13 protein-coding genes are annotated in these 16,964 nt (G+C 44.7%); 10 read left to right on the top strand and 3 right to left on the bottom strand.

The features are described 5' to 3' along the window. Nucleotides 1–56 precede the first annotated feature (56 nt). From HMPREF1508_RS04715 to HMPREF1508_RS04670, 10 genes are all read left to right on the top strand, one after another. The gene (locus HMPREF1508_RS04715) at nucleotides 57–1,964 is read left to right on the top strand and encodes a sensor histidine kinase (RefSeq protein WP_044959876.1); all 1,908 of its coding nucleotides are present in this window, start codon (nucleotides 57–59) and stop codon (nucleotides 1,962–1,964) included. A 2-nt stretch (nucleotides 1,965–1,966) separates the two neighbouring features. Continuing rightward, entirely contained in the window at nucleotides 1,967–3,556 is a 1,590-nt protein-coding gene (locus HMPREF1508_RS04710; RefSeq protein WP_242834500.1) for an ADP-ribosylglycohydrolase family protein, read from the top strand. Beyond that, nucleotides 3,553–4,284: a response regulator transcription factor gene (locus HMPREF1508_RS04705; protein ID WP_044959873.1), complete on the top strand. Its 732-nt coding sequence runs from the start codon at nucleotides 3,553–3,555 to the stop codon at nucleotides 4,282–4,284. The genes HMPREF1508_RS04710 and HMPREF1508_RS04705 overlap by 4 nt, the downstream gene beginning before the upstream one ends. 281 nt (nucleotides 4,285–4,565) lie before the next feature. Continuing rightward, on the top strand, nucleotides 4,566–5,525 hold the full coding sequence (locus tag HMPREF1508_RS04700; protein WP_198015564.1) for a LacI family DNA-binding transcriptional regulator: 960 nt from the start codon (nucleotides 4,566–4,568) through the stop codon (nucleotides 5,523–5,525). Between the two features lie 74 nt (nucleotides 5,526–5,599). Next, nucleotides 5,600–7,222: an ABC transporter substrate-binding protein gene (locus HMPREF1508_RS04695; protein WP_044959869.1), complete on the top strand. Its 1,623-nt coding sequence runs from the start codon at nucleotides 5,600–5,602 to the stop codon at nucleotides 7,220–7,222. A gap of 148 nt (nucleotides 7,223–7,370) precedes the next feature. Next, nucleotides 7,371–9,347, top strand: coding sequence for an ABC transporter permease subunit (locus tag HMPREF1508_RS09645; protein ID WP_049906891.1), 1,977 nt, complete (start codon nucleotides 7,371–7,373; stop codon nucleotides 9,345–9,347). A gap of 33 nt (nucleotides 9,348–9,380) precedes the next feature. After that, entirely contained in the window at nucleotides 9,381–10,241 is an 861-nt protein-coding gene (locus HMPREF1508_RS04685; RefSeq protein ID WP_049906890.1) for a carbohydrate ABC transporter permease, read from the top strand. Nucleotides 10,242–10,251: 10 nt separating this feature from the next. Next, nucleotides 10,252–12,876, top strand: coding sequence for an alpha-L-rhamnosidase (locus HMPREF1508_RS04680; protein ID WP_049906889.1), 2,625 nt, complete (start codon nucleotides 10,252–10,254; stop codon nucleotides 12,874–12,876). A 193-nt stretch (nucleotides 12,877–13,069) separates the two neighbouring features. Then, on the top strand, nucleotides 13,070–13,300 hold the full coding sequence (locus tag HMPREF1508_RS04675) for a Fic family protein (RefSeq protein ID WP_156923183.1): 231 nt from the start codon (nucleotides 13,070–13,072) through the stop codon (nucleotides 13,298–13,300). 22 nt (nucleotides 13,301–13,322) lie between these two features. Beyond that, a complete protein-coding gene (locus tag HMPREF1508_RS04670; RefSeq protein WP_198015563.1) occupies nucleotides 13,323–14,225 on the top strand; it encodes a DUF4261 domain-containing protein in 903 nt (300 codons plus the stop codon). 260 nt (nucleotides 14,226–14,485) lie between these two features. On the opposite strand, the gene HMPREF1508_RS04665 is transcribed toward HMPREF1508_RS04670, so the two are convergent. The 3 genes from HMPREF1508_RS04665 to HMPREF1508_RS04655 form a co-directional block, all read right to left on the bottom strand. Then, nucleotides 14,486–15,175, bottom strand: a complete 690-nt coding sequence (locus HMPREF1508_RS04665; RefSeq protein WP_044959866.1) for a D-lyxose/D-mannose family sugar isomerase — start codon at nucleotides 15,173–15,175, stop codon at nucleotides 14,486–14,488. A gap of 62 nt (nucleotides 15,176–15,237) precedes the next feature. Continuing rightward, nucleotides 15,238–16,068, bottom strand: coding sequence for a carbohydrate ABC transporter permease (locus tag HMPREF1508_RS04660; protein WP_044959864.1), 831 nt, complete (start codon nucleotides 16,066–16,068; stop codon nucleotides 15,238–15,240). Further along, entirely contained in the window at nucleotides 16,065–16,928 is an 864-nt protein-coding gene (locus HMPREF1508_RS04655) for a carbohydrate ABC transporter permease (protein ID WP_044959862.1), read from the bottom strand. The genes HMPREF1508_RS04660 and HMPREF1508_RS04655 overlap by 4 nt, the downstream gene beginning before the upstream one ends. Nucleotides 16,929–16,964 lie beyond the last annotated feature (36 nt).

Below are 16,964 nucleotides of genomic sequence, written 5' to 3'. Positions count from 1 at the left end.
ATTGTAACTTGTTGTGCGGTTGATATGGGAGGAAGCGTTTTCCGCTTCAGATATCATTGTTCAGAGAAGAAAAAGGAAAAGAAAAAAGCAAAAGACATCAAACCAGTATTGCTTCCCGCGTGAGTATTGCCAATGGGATTACCTTTTTGGCCGCCTTTATTGCTGTGCTTACGATTTTGCTGGTGTGTGAGGGGATTTTTCTCTTCCACAAAAGTGATGAGAGTATGCGTGTTCTTTCCAACAGTACCATGAATCTTCTTGATAATACTTTGCGCGATATGGGAAGGGTGTCTCTGATCTGCTTTTCAGATGATCGAACACAGAGAATCGTGCATTCCTATCGAAATGAAGGAATTCGAGAGCAAATCGATGACACGAAGTATCTTGATCATTTGTATACATCTATGGTCGAAATACGGGGGGATATCCAGGGGATTACAATTACAGATAATGATGGAATCATTTTTCACAAGGATCCTGCTTCATCCATTCGGTCTGGGGGCTATGGTGAGAGCTTTATCCAAAAACTGGATGAAGTGGGAAAGCAGAAAGGGACTGTATCCGGTTGCAATATTTTTGTGGGGAATCTAAGAGACTATTTCGCGTATCGGTCCTCAAATTGGGATGATATATATCATATGAGTTTCCTGTATCTGACAAGGACTGTGTATCGTTTTTCTCCATACCAGGAAATCGGACACATTGTTTTAAATGCGCGTGTTTCGCATATTCAGGAGGTGATTTATCAGAGCCTGGAGGAGACCCTGGAGCAGGGCGCATTGTATACGTATTATTCGTATGACGGAACGGTGATATGCTCATCAGACGCAGGCTTGATTGGCACAAAGGTTTCAGTGGAAGATCAGGGAAAGGAGGGAAGCCTTCGCTTGTGGAACGCTTCTGTTGTCAAGCGCAAAGGGACATTATACATGTGCACACTGGCGAAGTCTGAGTTCAGTAACTGCTCATTTGAGTTGCTTGTGCCGGTTTCTTCCATTGCGAGGAACTTGTTGCCAACTTTTTTGATCAGTATCGGGACAGGGCTCTTATTGATGGTAACAACAATTTTGCTGAGTACCTATGTGACTAAGAAACGGTTGCGGGAATTAAAAGAGCTGTCAGTGGATTTGGGGAAGTTTCATCGGAAGGATCTGGCAAGACGTTACATTGTTGAGAATAACGATGAGGTGGGGCAGGTCAAAAGAGCGATTAACTCAATGCTGTGTGTCATTGATGATCTCGTCAAGTCAGAATATGAACATAAAATCAAATTGCAGCAGAATCAGATTTTTGAGCAGGACCTGGCGATGCGATATCTTAAGAACCAGATTAACCCGCATTTTCTTTACAATACGCTGGAGACCATTCGAATTACTGCGGCGTTAAATCATGATAAGGTGACGGCAAATATGTTAATGCAGCTGGTTACCTTTTATCGGCGGGGATCAAGGGCAGAAAGCGCACTTGTTCCTCTCGAGGATGAGTTTGTGACACTCAAGGCATATCTGAACCTGATGCACTATCGCTATGAGGGCCTTCATTATGAGTTTCAGATTGAAAAATCCTTGAACAAGGTTGAGATTCCGAATTTTATTCTCCAGCCGCTTGTGGAAAACAGCTTGTTTCATGGCTTTAAGAATCGCGGCTACCAGGGGAATATTACCATTAAGGCGAATCAAAAGGATGGATACATTTTTATCTACATTATTGACGATGGTATGGGGATGAGTGAGGAGTGTATTCGGGAATTGAATCAAACGGACGGCACCTTCGATGCGAACATACAGAGGGAAAGATCAGGCAGGCATATTGGGATCCAAAATGTGAAGGCAAGATTTCATATTTTTTATGGAGAGAAGGGAGGAATACACTTTGAAAACAATGCCTTGGGAGGGTGCACAGTTATCATAAAAATGCTGCCGGAAATAGTGGAGACAGATGGCTTGAAAAGCGGAGGAAAATGACTATGAAGAAAATGAGCCTGGATGTATATCGCGATAAGGTGATGGGATGTTGGGCGGGAAAAAATATCGGAGGAATCCTGGGCGCGCCCTTTGAATCGATTCGAAAGGTTGTTAAGGTTGATTTTTATCAACAGGACCTCTCTATGGGTCCTCCAGCCAATGATGATCTGGATTTACAGATCATTTCCCTGGCAGCGTTTGAACGATATGGACGCAACCTGACGGCATCGATACTCGGTGATTACTGGCTGTCCTATATGATCCCCAATTGGGTTGAATACGGGACGGGCAAGGCAAATCTGAGAGAAGGATTTCAGCCGCCGATATCAGGGTATCTGGATAACACATATAAGGACAGCAATGGATGTTGGATCCGCTCGGAAATATGGGCCTGCCTGGCTCCCGGGCACCCGGAAATCGCAACTCGGTTTGCCTATGAGGATGCGATTGTAGACCATGCGGATGAGGGAATGTATGGGGAAGTTTTCATGGCTGCGCTGGAGAGCGCGGCTTTCGTGGAGAGTAATAAGTTTGATTTAATTGAAATAGCGCTGTCTTACATCCCGGAGACGACACTTTTGTATCAATCCATTCGAACCGCCTTAAGGTGCTGGACAGATCATGTGCCTTTTCAAGATGTGCGAAAGATCATCCATAACACCGCACCGGGGACCTTTGGAATTCAAACAATCAAACTTTCGGAAATTTCCGGGGAAGACAACGAGGGGATGGAGATCGGAGCACCGGGTTTGGACTGCCCGGAAAATATCGGATATGTGATTGCGGCATGGCTGTATGGAGAGGATGATTTTGGGAAGAGCCTCTGCATGGCAAATTCGTTTGGCGAGGACACAGATTGTACCTGCGGAAGCTTAGGCGCTGTGATGGGGATTATCACCGGGGCCAGGAATCTTCCGAAAAAGTGGACAGATCCGGTGAATGATCGGATTTCCACAATGTGCATTGACCTGACAAGCCATGGTATCTGGGTGCCCGATACTGTTACACAGCTCACGGAGCGTGTCATACGGGACGCGTTCATGATGTTGGGAAATGAGTACTATGACATTCTTGCGCCGGAGGGGGCGGTCGTATATTGTCAGGATTCAAAAGTTCTCTACTGTGAGAAGGCGGGCGAATATCTGAGATATATTAATGGAAACGGGAAGACAGAGAAATTGCCAATGAGGGAATTATGCGCGCTCTCTCCGTTCTGTGTGAGATATTATTATCCGTCGTTTGCCGTAATCTTAGATTATGATGGGTCTGTCAGCTATCATTATGGGCAGTTGAAGCGGATCAAGGTAAGGATCAGGAATTCGGAGCGGATGCACCAGCAGCAGTGGGTTAAAATAACGATTTACTTACCGGAAGGCGCGAAGTCGGTTGGCGGCAACAGCGTTGAACTTCCGCTGAACAACAATTATTTATCAGAGGCAAATGCTGAGTTTTATATTAATACGGATGAATATCAAGCCGGACGGCTGGAAGGAGTGATTGATGTCTCTTTGGTGGGGAGACATTCTTCCGGCAGCATGAAATTTGTATTGGTAAGGGAGTCCTGTCATCCGGTTCTTGAGGAGAGATCGTGAAATATCAGGTTTTGTTGGTAGATGATGAGCGGATCATTCTGGAAGGCTTTCGAAAACTTTTTGATTGGGAGAAGTATCATTGTGAGATTTCAGGGACAGCAATGGACGGTGATGAAGCAGTGATTATGGCTGACGATATAGGCCCGGACATTGTAGTCATTGATATCAATCTCCCAATCTGTTCGGGCCTGGAGGCTTTTCAACGGATGAAAGAGAAGAATCCGTCTGTGCATGGCATTATTGTCTCAGGCTATGACGATTTTACCTACTGTCAAAGTGCTTTGCGAATGTCTTTGGACGACTATATTCTGAAGCCGGTTGACTATGAAGTCTTTGGAAAGGTGATTCAGAAGACCATTGAGCGGATTGATCAGGAGAGAGCAGGGGAGTTCTTTCATTCAGAGGAGGAAGATCAGGGAACCGTACAGAACATGCTCCGGTGGATTCATGAGCATTATATGGATGATATCAGCCTGGAGATTTTATCCAGGCAATTTCATTTGAACGAATCATACATAAGTCAGCTCATTAAGCATAAAACCGGAAAGAATTACTCCGCCTACCTGGCAAAGATACGGTTTGAAAAAGCAAGAACAATGCTTCGCATGAGTGACAAGAGTATTAGTGAGATTGCGGAGAAGGTAGGGTATAGTGATTACCGTGCTTTTACGAGAGCATATAAGGCTTATATGGGGGTTCTTCCGTCCCATGATCGGGGATTCAAGTAAAAACGATAGATTCTCTGTTGGAGATTGCTATTAGCGCGATTTTGAAGAGTCATATCGTTTGCGAAGGGTGCCTGCTTTAAGCGAAATCAACAAAAATATAACAGAAAAATCTCACATATAGACGAAAAAGTGGTCATACTATTGAAATAAACGAGAGGAAAGCATATATATAAATCAGAGGTTACACGAGTAACCTTGAGAATATCCAGAAAACTCGTGAGGGAGTCTGTTAAGGGAAGGTTTATTTGATGGATCGTAAAGCTCGTGTGACAAGGAAGGATGTGGCCCAAAAGGCAGGTGTATCCGTAGCTACAGTATCCTATGTTTTGAATCATACAAAGACGGTATCTGAGGAGGTAGAGGCGCGTGTGAAGGAGGCTGCAAGGGAATTGCGGTATCAGCCGAATCTGATTGCAAGAAGTTTAATTACGAAACGATCTATGCATGTCGCCATTTTGGTCGATAATCTCAACAACCCTTACTATATCAAATTGCTGGAGGGCGCACAAAAACTTGCAGCAAAAAAGGGATATATCGTAGCGTTAATGCTTCAGGATCACTTAAATTCAGAGAATTTGGACCAGTTGGTATCCAGACAGATTGATGGTCTCGTTGTTACAACACAGAAGTGGAAAGGGATCTATGAGAGAATCGGTTCTTTGATTCCTTGTATTGGGCCTCAGGATTATTCGAACAAATTATTGATTGACTACAGGCACGCAATGTTTGAAGCGGTGAAAACCATAAAGCGTTATGGTCATAGAAGGGTCGCCGCGATTTGTGGATTAGAGCAGGGGACGGATGATCCGAGAATCTGTAATCTGAGAGAAGCTCTTGAAAATGAGGGAATGGAGGTGGATCAGGAACTTTTTATTTGGGGAGATAAAGACAGCGAAACGACAGTGACTAAGGGATATCAGGCGATGGATCAATTATTGAAGAGAGGAAGAGAGTTTACAGCGGTTTTCGCGATGAATGATCTGATGGCCATTGGAGCAATGCGCTGTCTTCGAGAGCATAAGCTTCGGATTCCGGAAGATATTTCCCTGTGGGGCTGTGACAATGATGATCGCGATGAAGATCTTCAAATCCCATTGTCCAGTATCGATGTTGCTCCAAAGAGCATTGGGGAGGAGTTGATGCGTATGTTGCTGGCTGAGATTGAGGGAAGTCAGGTGACAGAAAAGACGATACGGGGAGTTTTTGTCGAGAGAAAAAGTATTGGGGTGTGCAAGCATTGATATTAATGTGACTGCAAGGAGATTACAGTCATATTTAATATAAGCAGCAATATGTTTTTATGAGGAGGTAAGACATGAAAAAACGAGGAATTGCGCTGGCAATGTCTGGTCTGATGGTGGTGTCTTTGCTATCCGCATGTGGGAAGACAAATTCCACATCAACAGACTCCAAGAACAAGGGAGAAGCAACGAACAAAACAATTACAGTGAGTGTTCAGACAGGTGTCGGCGTACAGGAAAGCTGGGAAGCCGTTGCCAAAGCATATGAACAGAAGCATTCAGATGTAAAGATCGATATTGATCTGAAGGCTCAGGAAGGTTATGACCAGTGGGTACAGACAACATTCAAGACAGAGAACCCGAAAGCTGATATTGTAAACATTAACCTTGCGGGTAACACGAAAAACGGGAAGTCGATTAACTATAAGGATTATATTGACAATGACAGTCCGTATTCTGATGGGACCTGGGGCCAACAGTTTGATGTCAGTCAACAGCGGATCGATGGCGCGAACGGATCTTTTGACGCGTTAAGTCTGGAGTCTGTCCAGGTCCTCTGGATGTACAATCAGGATATTTTTGACAAAGTGGGAGTTCAGCCGCCGAAGACCTGGGATGAGTTTATTGATGTTTGCAACAAGATATCTGCAGCCGGATATCAGCCGATCGCGGCTGCGGGAAATTATGACAGCTTTTATTCGGGCCAGATGGGATGGCTGTCTCAGATCTATGCGGATCAGACAACAAGATCTATGGTAGAGAAAAATCGCGCCCAAAATGGGGATTTTGATTTTAATGCCGATGTGGATGGCAAATGGAAATTGGATTTGAACGACCCGTGGAATGATGATCCTGGAAAGGTGAGCCAGAATCCGGTAAGAGCCTTTGCTAATGTCAAAAATGGCATTTACCGAGGTGATACTGACGCGATGAAAGCGGTTTGGACTAATTTTTCCAAAGTTTTCCCTAAGTTTGCGGGTGAAGACTCTTTCTTTGGAACGGATACAAATGGGGCAAAAACACTTTTTTATCAAGGAAAGGCGGCAATGACGGTTGACGGTGGCTGGGGAATCGTCACTTTCATGAAAGATATGAAGGCATTGGAGTCCGGAACAGAAATTAAGAATACCAATGGTGAAGCGATTCAAAATGTGAAGAAATTCACGCTGGGAACATTCAATATGCCATCTATGCAGGGAAATGGGTTTGAGGCGCCGGCCAGAACGATTGAAGTATCCAATGGTTTTCTTGGATGTATTTCAAAGGATCAGGTGCATAACGATTTGGTTATTGATTTTCTGATGTACTACAGCTCAAAGGAGGGGAAGACTGTTGCCACAAACGCCTTGCTTGAGGCGGGAGGAACCATCAATGGTCCCAGCCTGGTATATGGTGTGACCTACCCGGATGAAGTGAAGCATGCATTTGAGCAGTGCAAGTTTATAGGAAACTGTCAGAAAGATTTCAATAACTTGCTTGCAAGGGGAATCGGTGAGAGCGCAGAGACTTTCCGCGATTTTTATCAGTATTCATACGACTATCTGACAGGTAAGATCAGTGTCGACGACTGGGCAAAAAGTCACCAGAAGAATATCGAGTCTCACTTGACCAGTGCAATGGAGGAGAAGGGCGTTGGTGAGAGTGATCTTGCGAATCCACAGAATGAGCCTTCAAGTGCCAAGGCAAAAGCAAAGTAGGAATAAGCTACGGTAAACAGGGATGTGGAGTATTTTGATAGGAGGGGCTTATGTAGGCGCATGCAGGTGCTACAAGAGCACCCTCCTATACTTTATGGCTCTATGTGATACACACGTGTTCTTGACGATGGCGAGGGGGATTTAAGACATGTTTTTCAAGGGAAGGATGAGAAAAATACTTTTGCTGATATGCAGTGTTCTCGTGCTGACTTCAATTGTCTTGTTGACCTGTCTTCGTGGGGAAATGCAGGGAATTTCAGATACGAAGTTGTCGACAGGGACGATCAACAGTTGTTTGGCATATGATTCTGAGAGCAAAATTATAGTCGTTGGAACAAACTCTACAAATGAACTGATTGCCTATCAAGAAGGGCGGGAAATCTGGAGAGCAAGCGCTAAGGGGGCTTACAGCAATATTGTTATTAATCATAAGAAGGGAATCGTCTGTGCGGGAAATCAGGACTATCGGGTCTATTTGTATGACCTGAAGTCAGGGAAGAAATTGCGGGAAATAGATACGACGCACAGAGTTGTGGCCGTGGATTTCAACACTGCGGGGGATCGAATTGCCGTTGCGACTTTGACAGGAACCAGCAGCGCCAGTGCGATGGTTTTTGATCTCGATGGGAGCGAACTTCTCTCGTTGAGCTTAAAGGTAAAGGTGGCAGGTATCCTTTTTACCGGCGATCAAAGTTTTGCAATCGGAAATAATCGTGGCGAGCTGATTCGTTTTAACTTATCAGGACAAGAGTTAGGAAAATATAAGACGAATTACTCGGTGCTGCAAATGAATCATACAAGTAAAGGGGGAATCGCAGTTTGCAAGGATGGTTCTTACTATTTGTTTGACCAGGATTTGAATATATTGAGGTCTGGTAGGATTGAAAACGATATTCATGCCGTGATATCCAGTGTGGGATGTGATGAGAAGAACGAGGGAATTGTCGTAGGTACAGAAGAGGGATATATCTTTGCCCAGGATCAGAGTGGCAGGCAAATAGCGGAATTGAAGGTAGAAGGCGCAGTGAGATCTTTTGCGACAGATGGAGATAAAGTGATTTTTACAGGAGATGAAGATCACATAAGAGAGGTTGAGCTTAAAAATTTAACTGCACTGGAATTGAAAAAATCACTTTTCATATTTGCCAGAATCATGTTGGTTGTCAGCCTGCTTTTTATGACGATTCTCATGCTTACTATGTTCCCGCAGAGTGGAAAGTTTCTTAAAAAATGCTGCAGGGATATTTGGAAGGCCAGAATGGCATATTTTCTTCTCCTTCCAGGATTGATTTTGATATGGATTTTTAATTATCAGGGGATTTTTACGGCCTTTATTCGATCATTTACAAACTGGTCCAGCCAGAATAGCACACTGGCTCAAATTCAGTTCGTGGGATTTGACAATTTTCGGAGAATGATCACAGAGGGATATTTTTTAATTGGAGTTAGAAATTTACTGATTCTTGTTTTGACAGGAGCGATTAAGATTTTGACAGTTCCCCTTCTCTGTGCATGGCTCTGCTATTCAGCCTCCGGGACAAAGAGGAAATATGTTCATCGTTTCCTTTTTGTTCTGCCAATTGTTGTCCCAAGTGTGATTAACGCTATGATCTGGCTCAAAATATATGATCCTAATATTGGATTGATCAATGAATTCCTGAGAACGATCGGTTTGGGCAATCTTGCGAGAGTCTGGTTGGGGGATGCTGGAACTGCGATTTGGGCAATTGTATTTATGGGTTTCCCGTTCGTCAACGCAATGGCATTTTTGGTTTACTATGGAGGCTTACTTGCGATAGGACATGATGTAGAGGAATCGGCGCTGGTTGATGGGGCAAATCGCTGGAATATCTTTTGCAGGATTCAATTGCCGCTTTTAAAGCCGCAATTTCGCATCATGTTGATTTTGACATTGATTGGCACCATGCAGAATTTCAACGAAATATATGTCCTGACGCAGGGAGGACCCGGAACATCGACCTATGTGCCTGCCCTGGAACTCTATTTCAATGTAGCCCAGTTTGGGAGATATGGTTATGCATGCGCACTCGGTGTGGTTCTTTTCCTTATGACTTTAACAATTACTTTGATCAACCTCTATTTTACAAGGGAGAGACAAAAGTAATCATCGGATCGTTATAAAGGGAGGAGAGAACATATGAAAGCAATAGCTGTGAGACGGTATCGGAGCAGAAGGGTTAAGGAGAGACGGTTTCAGATTATTCTTGAACTGGTAATGTGTCTAATTACATTTCTGGCCTTTGTACCGATTATTGTGATGCTGATGACATCATTTAAATCAAATGTGGAGATCTATAATGATTTCTTTGCCCTGCCAAAAACATTGCAATGGGAGAATTATCAAAATGCTTTTGACGTCCTGGCGACGAATATGGGAGGTACATTGACCGTAGTTGCCATAGCGGTCCTCTTTACGCTGGCATTGGCAGCAGTGGGAGGCTACGTATTTGCAACAATGGATTTTCCCGGGAAGGGCGTTCTCTTCTTCCTGTTTTTGGCATTGATGATGATTCCGGGATCACTTTATCTGACGCCAAACTATATGTTGATTCAGAAGTATCACCTTTTCAATACCTGGGGAGCTCTGATACTGCCCTGGATTTCCGGGGGACAGGTCTTGGGAATCGTACTCTGCCGAAATGCAATGGAACAAATCCCCAGGGATCTGTTCGAGGCAGCTAAGATGGAGGGATGTGGTCCGATTCGCTGTCTGATATATATTGCCTTGCCGCTTGCGAAACCGATATTGTCCACCGTTGCGATTATGCAGCTCGTGTCCTACTATAACGATTTCATCTGGCCAATGATGGTGATTGAATCCAATCGAAAGCAGATGATTACTGTTGCGGTTCGAATTTTCACAAGCGCGCAGGGGACAGTCAATATTGGAGCTATGTTTGCGGGTTATGTAATTGCGACCTTGCCGATCTTTATTCTCTTTATGTTTACTTCCCGATTATATATGGAAGGACTGACTGCGGGTGCTGTCAAAGGTTAGGAGGAGATGTATGAAGATTGATCGAATGATGACAAACCATATCACAGAACCAATCGGTTTTGAATTAGAACATCCGACATTCACCTGGGTGGCCAGGGGGGCAAGAGGAATCAGGCGCGTTGCCTGTCGTATCCAGATTGCGAAAGATCAGAAAATGAAAGAAATTCTGTTTGACAGCGGAAAGCAGGAGAATATCTCGCCCTTAGGATATTGCCCGGATTTTCAGCCGGACTGGGCGACACGTTACTGGTGGAAGGTGACGGAGTGGGACGATACGGGAGATATGGGGAGCGGGATTTCCTGGTTTGAGACAGCTGAAGAATCCCTGCGGGGTATCTGGGTCGGATCAGAGGATTTTCAGAATGCATGCTTTATAAAGAAGTTTAATTTTTCCGGGAAGCCGGTATCGGCAAGACTTTATATTACCGGATTGGGACTTTTTGAGGCCTGCCTGAATGGCCAGAAAGTAGGCGATGAGTATCTGTTGCCGCTTTACAATGACTATAATCACTGGATTCAGATGATTACCTTCGATGTGACAAATTATTTGCGGCAGGGGGAGAATGTTCTTAGTGTGTTCCTGGGGAACGGATGGTACATGGGGCGATTTGGATTTGTTGATCATCTGAAGTATTTGTATGGTGACAAACAGATGCTCTGTTTTGATCTTCTGATCCAAACAGAGGATAGAGAGTATCGGATCAGTTCTGATGGAAACATGACTTGCTGCGAATCCCCTTTTGTTAAGAACAGTATTTATAATGGTGAAATTTATGACAGCAGAAAAGAAATTGGGCAAATCACTTATTTAGAAGGAGGAGAAGAGGGGACTTTGAAAAAAGTACGGGCTTATCAGGGATTTACGGATTTGGTTCGCCCAAGATTGAGTCCTTATCTTCGTATCAAGCGCAGAATAGAACCGGTGGAAATCATTGATACCCCTGCTGGAGAGACGGTCTTGGATTTTGGGCAGGAGTTGGTTGGACTTCTGGAATTTCACTGCAGAGAAAAGAAAGGGCAGGAAATATTTCTTCAGTGTGGAGAGATTCTGCAAGAGGGAAACTTCTATAATGAAAATTTGAGAACGGCCAGGGAGGAACTGCGTTATATCGCGGATGGAAGAGAGAAAATCTATCGTACACATTTTACGTTCTATGGATTTCGCTATTTAAAGGTATCCGGTGTAAGCGAGGTTCGATTAGAAGATTTTGCGGCCTATGTACTCACCTCAAGCATGGAAGACCTCGGGGAAATCAAAACGGATCATATTAAGATCAATCGGTTGATCCAAAACGCGAAATGGGGACAGATGGGGAATTTCCTTGATGTGCCGACTGACTGCCCCCAGCGTGATGAGCGAATGGGTTGGACTGGTGACGCGCAGGTTTTTTGTGGGACAGCCTGTTTTAATAGCTATGCAGCTGCCTTTTATCGCAAATATATGAGGGATATGCTTTATGAGCAGAGGGAATCGTGGCATGAAGGGGAAGTTCCTTTTGTTGTTCCGGATGTCCTAGGACAGATCAATCGACTCTTAGCCTCTGAAGGAAAAGAAGCTGTCCAAGGGACAACAGCTGGTTCCACAGCGTGGGGAGATGCGGCTGCTGTGATACCATGGACCCTGTACGAATTCTATGGCGATCAGGGATTACTGAGGGAGCAGTATCCGAGTATGGTCGGTTGGATTGAGTGGTTGCATCATATTGACGAGGGAAAATGTGGCGGATCACATCTACTCAATTCGGAATTTAGCTTTGGAGATTGGCTGGCTTTGGATAACTATCATCAAGGCTCTAGTTTTGGAGGGACAGATACGACATATATATCTTCCGCTTACTACTTTTATTCAACTTCCCTTACAGCGAAAGCTGCCGGCGTATTGAGTTATGAGGAGGATGCGCGTCAGTATCAGTCAAGAGCGGAGGAAATAAAAAAGGCGATACAAGCCGAGTTTTTTACAAGGACAGGAAGATGTGCCTGTGATACACAAACGGCATTAGTTCTGGCCCTCCACTTTGATTTAGTGCCAGAAGAGCATCGGCAACGCGCAATAGAGGACTTGGAGAGAAAGATCATAGATGAGGATGTGCATCTGACAACTGGATTTGTCGGGACAGCATATCTGTGCAAAACGTTATCTGAAAGTGGATTGGACGACTTGGCTTACCAGCTTCTTCTCAACGAAGACTATCCCAGCTGGCTCTATGAGGTCAATATGGGGGCAACGACAATCTGGGAGCGCTGGAATTCCGTATTACCCGATGGAACAATCAGCGATACGGGAATGAATAGTCTAAACCATTATGCATATGGGGCAATTGTTGAATGGATCTACCGCTATATGGGAGGAATACAAACGGATCCACAGAATCCGGGTTTTTCCCACTTTTATCTCAGTCCCAGATTCAACAGAACCCTTGGATTCTGCTGTGTCGATTATGACTCAGCGATGGGGAAGATTCATTCTGAGTGGAAGAGAACAGAGAAAGGATATGAGTATTGTTTCGAGGTTCCCTTTGATACGAGCGCTACCGTGAGGCTGGCAGATGGGAAAGATAAGATGTTTGGGCCGGGAAGATATACACTTGTATTGAAAGATGTAACAGAGAGAAAGCAAAAATCAAAACAAAAGTAAAATAGAAGTTGAATAACTAAAATATTCATCTTGTATTTGCTAAAAATGCGCATATTATAAAAATGAAGGTGGATCGCTTTACAGATAATCAGAGGATTGAGGGGAACATTCCGGTATTCCGACCATAAGAAGAGCGATGAGAGAAGCGGGGTTAAAAGAACCTGTTTTTACCGACGAAAGAGGAAGCTTTTCTGTGACACTCTATAAAGAAGCGCAGGTTACAGCTATTCATCAGGCAATGGGACAGAGCGATCAGGAGACCCGGCTGTTAGTATTCTTAGAGGAACCGAGGAACAGACAGGAGATCGCCGAATATTTGGGGATCGGAACAGTGAGCTATGCGATACAGGCTTATATTCATCCGCTTATTGAACGAGGACTGGTCAATATGACGATTCCGCAGAAACCCAGGAGCAGGAAGTAGATGTACGTGAGGAGCGTAAATTATGGAAGAAAAAACCAATGAAAAGCAACAAATCCTCCGTCAGGATTTATCTGAAAAGGAGGATCGTCCAGGCGGGATTTTTCTGGTTCATCTTTTGATGGAGGAAGCCTGTGCCCTCCCTTCAAGGGAGAAGATGATGGAGACCATGACCAGGCATTTGGGGGCGCTTGACTGTGTCAATTATGACGACAAGAGCGCGGCCTGCTTTTCTCCCAGGGAATATCTCATGGAAAGCGAAGACGGAAAAAGTTTCTCTCCCATTCTCTTTGTATCTGCCTGCGAAAAGATTGAGAAGCCCATCTTAAATGAGCTGGAATTAACCCAGCTATGGGACTGCCCTGATGGGAAGGAGATTCTTGCGTCCTGTCCTTACCAAATCATCGCATCGGATATGATGGCGGCAGGCCTTGACTATAAGCAGAGAGCCAAGATGCTGGTTCACTATATGCAAGCCCTGGCGGAGCTGTTTCCGACAGCAATGGCATTTGTTTTTGAGACATCCAAGAAGATGCTGACTACAGAGGAGATTGCCTCCTGCGAGCAGGACTGGGAACGATGTTTTCTTCGTTATGCAGTGAATATTCGCTTCTTTAAGATTCGGGGGACGGACGACTGTATGGTGGACTCGGTCGGAATGAGCATCCTCTTTCTGCCGGATGTGCAGTACCATTACCACGGACTGAAAGTGGAGGCGGTCGTAAAACATGCCTATGATGTACTGATCTATATGTTTGATCAGGACTGCCCTTTTGAGAATGGGGATTCTGTCGCAGGCTTGCGAGAGGGCCAGTATGATGATGCGGTGCCTTGGAAAGTATATTATGAGGAAGCCTTGATTCAGCCGGTTCGCCAGGTTGTCGATATAGATACAGGAGAGTATGCAGCCGGGGAGCGGGAAGAGTAGATGCAGGAGAGCTATTGCAGGCTGGGGTCTTTGGGGCAGATCCTGAAAAAAGCATTATAAGAGAATGAGGAGGATCATGAATTTTCCGATATACTATAAAAAGAAAGGCGCCATTATAAAAGAGTAAAACGAGGAGGAAGATTCCTTCACAAATAAGTAACTCAAACTTTCTATATCAAAAGTGAGTTTTCAAGGTTCGCGGACATTTCCCGTGTGGGAAGTTTCAGTTAATCATTGAAAATCACTGGAAAGCTCTCTTATCAATCATCTTCCCACTTTGGATATTCATTGCAGAGCAGGCGATAAGGCGGCTCATCTTCTTCAATTTTCGGGAATCTTCCAATTGGCTCATAGAAGCGGTTGTCGTGCTCATCGTCATTGCACATGGAAACTTCTCCCAGCAGCACAGGGCCGGTTCCTGGTTCCAGTTCGAAATCATGGTACATATTCTGGAAAACCGTGATACTTTGTCCCGGAGTCAGCCGTACCTGGGTTCCTGCGGGCACTGTGTGGGCACGTCCATCGCAATGCACGGTCACTGGCGTATCGGCAAGTTCGCCCTCCGGCGTAGAATTGTATACACGAATCAGCACATTTCCACCGCCTCGGTTGATGATATCTTCCATTTTATACCAATGAAAATGCATAGGAGCCATCTGTCCTTCTTTGATATACAGGAGCTTTTCCGCATAAGGCTTCGGATACTGCTCTTTTTTCTTCGGATTGCCATTTCTCAAAGTAATCAGGGAAAATCCCACTTTGTCAAATCGATCCAGACCATAATCTGTGATATCCCAGCCAAGCATATTGTCCCTGATCTCATCATACTCATGATCCATGTCCTGCCAATCCTCTGGCGTCAGATTGCAAAATGGCGGCAGCGCAATCCTGTACTCCCGGATCATGGCTTCCATCTCTTTTAAGGCTTTGTTGATCTCTGAACGTTTCATATGACACCCCTCATTGTTTTTCCTATTCCACTTATGTTTGTCAGCACAACAATGTACAGTCTTCATCCCTTCACTGATCCGGCAACCATCCCGGCAACAATTTTTTTGTTGAAGAGGAGAAAGAGAACCAACATCGGGAGTGTAATTAAGATGACATCTGCGAAGAGCAGATTGTAGTCACTTGAGAACTGGCCCTTGTAGTTGTAGAGGGTGAGCTGAACGGTCGCATTTTTGGCGCCGGGAAGAAAATATAGAGGATTGGTGAAATCATTGAAGATTGTCACTGCATCCAGAATAAGAACAGTTGCATGTATGGGCTTTAGAAGAGGAAGGATGATATCAAAGAAGATTCGTGCGTTTCCACAGCCATCGATGCAGGCGGCTTCCTCCAGTTCGACCGGGATAGAAGCCATATAGCCCCTGTAGAGCATGATGGTGAATGGAAGTTGAAGAGCAATCTCAATCATAACCATTCCGAACATCGTTTTATAGAGATGCATTTTCTGAAGAAGAGATATGGTTGGCAGAATGGCAGCAGGAATCATCAGACCAAGCATAATAAGCCACTGTATCGCTCGAGTAGGCTTGTCGTGCCTGCGTTGAATGACATATCCGGCCATGGAACTGCAGATGATCAAACCGATGACGGAACATATGGTAAGGATGGTGCTGTTTTTGAATGCCGTCAGCAACTGAAAATTGTTTTTCACTAAAACCTGGATATAATTCTCAAAATGCAATTCGCTTGGCCAGGCGATGCTGAGTTTGTTTGCCTCTGCGGATGATTTTATGGAATTCACAAACATGAAGTAAAAGGGGACGATGAAGAGAAAAATAGTGAAAATACTCCCTATAACCCCGCTGATCAGGCCTTCTCTCTTGGGTTTATTCATTGAATCGCCTCCTCACGTTTATTTAAGAAGTGTTGCAGGGGGAATGTAATCAGCGAGATCAGGATCAGCATAATGACATTACCCGCTGTTGAAAGTCCATAGAAGCCAAATGCATACTGCTTATAGATGACAGAGGCCATGACGTCAGTCGAAAAGCCGGGGCCACCTCCGGTCATTGCCCAGATCAGGTCAAATGAGCGCAGGCCACCAATGAGAGACAGGATGATGATTGAGTTCTGTGCCGGTGCTACCAAGGGGAGAGTGATGTAACGGATTTTCTGCCAAAAGTTTGCACCGTCAATTTGAGCCGCCTCGTAGTAGTTGGAATTGATGGACTGGATGCCGGCAATGTAGATGACGAGGGAGATGCTCAGGCCCTTCCAGACGTCTACAGCAATGATGCTAAATAGGGCCAGCTTCTCATCGCCGAGGAAATTTATGGCAGGAAGTCCGAGGGATGTAATCAGGTGGTTGAAAAGGCCTTTTGTTGGGTGCATAAGATAGCTGAAGGCCAGCCCGATTGCCATGGCAGAGACAAGGTTTGGAAAGAAGACGGCAGAGCGGATAAAGCCCTTGGCTCTTACCTTGCCACAGAGGAAGACAGCGATAAAGAAAGCAATCACTACCTTTAAGCCTGACGTCAGAAAAGCATAAATAAGTGTATGAGGAATCGAAGAGTTCAGGGACTTGTCTTTGAAAAAAGTAATGTAGTTATTAAGTCCACAGAAACGCGTTGAATCAAACGTCCACACGGTCAGGCTATAGTAGAAGGATTGGATGATTGGAATCAGAAAAAAGATCAAAAAAATAGCCAGCGCCGGGACTAAAAACCAAAAGGAATATCTTGATTTTTTTCGCATAGGAATTCTCCATGAATAAAGGTTCTGCAGCAGTGG

It is taken from the genome of Shuttleworthella sp. MSX8B, from assembly GCF_000524295.1.
Classification (GTDB): domain Bacteria; phylum Bacillota; class Clostridia; order Lachnospirales; family Lachnospiraceae; genus Shuttleworthia; species Shuttleworthia satelles.
Note: the sequence above shows the minus strand (reverse complement) of the source record. Positions and strands in the feature narration are given on the sequence as shown.